Raw genomic sequence first — 2,749 nt, 5'->3', positions numbered from 1 at the left:
CACCCCGCCTACATCCCGCACACAGTCCGCCAGGCAATCGCCGCTGCCCGACGCCGTCGATCATGAAGTTGTTGCCACGACACGCCGCGGCGGAGTCTTGGTGGCGGCGATGATCGCCTTGACGTTGGCGGTCTGCTCGTCGTTGAGGGTGATCCGGGACTGGTCGCCCTGGGTGCCGTGCGGAATCAGCTTGCTGGTGTCGGGCTTGTCGGCCTGCACCGCAACCGCGACGGGCTTGGCGTCGACGGGGTTGGCCACGTGGGCGACGGGGCCGGCGAAGACACCGCCGGCGAACGCGAGACCAGCAACAGACAGGACGCTCTTACGCATGATCGTGTTCATGGGGGTAGCTCCTTCGGGGGTAGGACACCCGCACCGCCAAAGGGGAACGGCGGTTGCGGATGTGAGCACCTCGTCCGGCGCTGCACAAACAGAGGGAAAAGTTTGAGGGGGTGACGCCCGGTCGGGCGTCGGGGCCGGCGACCTGCCGAGCGGGGGCTCGTGTCGCCGGGTCCATGTGTAACGACCGGGGGGCCGGGGTCATTCCGACCTGCGTGACCAGCCCGCGAGGGCCGGGCGGCGGGTCGGTGGTGCTGCGATCGTCAGAGTGTGTAACGACCCCGGCCCGGCCATGATTCCGGCCCGCGAGTGCACCCGGCCACACCCCAGAAACGGACACAACGCCCATACGGCACTGGGTTGCAGCGTCGGAGCACCGGGCAACCACGTGATCCACTCGGGCTCACGGAAGTCGGGGCATCCCGGACGTCAGGGCGGTTATTGGCCCGTCAGGCGGGAGCGCACCTTTGCGGCGCAGGCGTCCAGAGCCGTCTGCGCGTCCAGCCCGAGGCTTTCGATGGCCACCAGCGCGGTGAAGGCGACGTCGGCCAACTCCGCCGCGACGTCCTCGCGGGTGTGGGTGACACCCTTACGCGGATTCTGCCCGAGCAACCCGATCCAGGCAGCCGAAGCCTCCCCCGCCTCCTCGGTGAGCTTGAGGATGCGGCAGGTCAGTTCGGTCTGCCCGGTGCCGTTCGCCGCGTCCAGCCAGCCGCGTGACGCTCTGGCCGCCTCCCAGATCGACTCGTCCACGGCGACAGTCAACCCGATCGGCCCACCGGCCTGAACGACCGGGTGGGGCTGGATCGTCGTGTTGACCGGCGGATCAGCGAACCCATTGACACTGGTCGACGGCGGTTCTAGGTTCAGGACGCTACCGACCGGTAGGCAACCGTCCCGCTGGTCGCCCCCGGGCGACAACCGCCCGATGGGGAGCATCGATGCTGTCCACACCCGTTCGTAACCTCCGCCGTCTGCTCGCCGCCGCCGCGACGCTGACCCTCGCGGTCGGTTTGGCCGGTGCGGCGCCGGCCAGCGCCACCGGTCGCGACGCGAGGGGCGGCGAGCCACTGCCCGGCTACACCATCGAGAATCCGCCGTTGGCGCCGCTGGTGGTGGGCGGTCGTCCGACGACGGTACGCCAGGGCGTGCACCGCCACGCCGGGTACATCATCGAGGTCCCCGCCCGGTGGAACGGCGACCTGGTGTTGTGGGCGCACGGCTACCGCGGCCAGGGCACCGTACTCTCGCCGGAACCGCCGGCCTTCGGGCTGCGCCAGCGCGTGCTGGAGCAGGGGTACGCGTGGGCGTCGTCCTCGTACGACCGGAACGGCTTCGACATCCGCTCCGGGGTGCTGGGGACGAAGGATCTCGCCGACCACTTCGGGCGGACGGTCCGCCGACCGCAGCACACCTACGTCGCCGGGGTGTCGATGGGTGGTTACGTCATCGGTCGTTCACTGGAGCAGTACCCCGGCTTCTACGACGGCGCGTTGCCGATGTGCGGTGTGCTCGGTGATCAGACGCTGCTCGACTTCTACCTGGACTACAACCTGGTCGCGCAGGCACTTTCCGGGGTGCCGGCGTATCCCACGCCGGCCGACTATCTGACCAACGCGGTGCCCCGCATCCAGGTGGCGCTCGGTCTGGCCGGGCTGACCCCCACCGGGCCGGACACCACAACGGACCGGGGCAAGCAGCTGCGGGCGATCACGGTGAACCGCTCCGGCGGGCCGCGTCCCGGCGCCGACGCGGCGTTCGCGCTCTGGAAGGACTTCCTCTTCTCGATCAGCGTGCCCACCGGGAGCGGCAACTCCCCCGCCCAGCGGCCCGGCCAGCTGTCCACCAACCTGCTCACCCGCTACACCCCGAACAGCCCGGTGAACATCAACGCGACGGTGCAGCGGGTCGCCCCGGAGAACCTGCGGCAGCGGCTGCTGCCGACGCTGACCGAGGTGCCGCGCATCGCCGGCCGCCCGACCGCGCCGGTACTCAGCCTGCACGGTCTCGGTGACCTGTTCGTACCGTTCAGCATGGAGCAGGCGTACGCCACCGACGTGGCGCGCAACGGTCGCAGCAGGCTGGTGGTTCAGCGGGCTATCCGGGCGACGCAGCACTGCGAGTTCACCCCGGCGGAAGCCGGCGCCGCCTGGGACGACCTGCTGTCCTGGGTACGCACCGGCAAGCGCCCGGCCGGCGACACCGTGACCGACCCGGCGGTGGTGGCCCGACCCGACTACGGCTGCCGGTTCAGCGACCGGGACGCGTACACGGCCGGGGTCGGCACCCGCCGCCTCTACCCGGCCTGCTGAGGTACCCGGACACACAGAACCGGCCGGCTCCCGTCGAAGGGCCGCGCACCGCCAGGGGCGCGCGGTGGCCGACCGGCCGCGGGTGCCGGCCCAGCGCG

General features: G+C 70.9%; 2 protein-coding genes and 1 pseudogene. 1 reads left to right on the top strand and 2 read right to left on the bottom strand.

Annotation, left to right across the window (positions count from 1 at the left end):
• Positions 1 to 96: 96 nt before the first annotated feature.
• Together ABZ749_RS33290 and ABZ749_RS33285 are read right to left on the bottom strand one after the other, a co-directional pair.
• A pseudogene (locus tag ABZ749_RS33290) lies at positions 97 to 342 on the bottom strand (hypothetical protein); the annotation flags it as partial.
• Between the two features lie 435 nt (positions 343 to 777).
• A complete protein-coding gene (locus ABZ749_RS33285) occupies positions 778 to 1,092 on the bottom strand; it encodes a MazG-like family protein (protein WP_210785127.1) in 315 nt (104 codons plus the stop codon).
• Positions 1,093 to 1,280: 188 nt separating this feature from the next.
• On the opposite strand from ABZ749_RS33285, the gene ABZ749_RS33280 reads away from it, so the two are divergent.
• Positions 1,281 to 2,651, top strand: a complete 1,371-nt coding sequence (locus tag ABZ749_RS33280) for a hypothetical protein (protein ID WP_357234937.1) — start codon at positions 1,281 to 1,283, stop codon at positions 2,649 to 2,651.
• Positions 2,652 to 2,749: the final 98 nt, after the last annotated feature.

This window comes from Micromonospora sp. NPDC047753 (assembly GCF_040642735.1).
Taxonomy (GTDB): domain Bacteria; phylum Actinomycetota; class Actinomycetes; order Mycobacteriales; family Micromonosporaceae; genus Micromonospora.
Note: the sequence above shows the minus strand (reverse complement) of the source record. Positions and strands in the feature narration are given on the sequence as shown.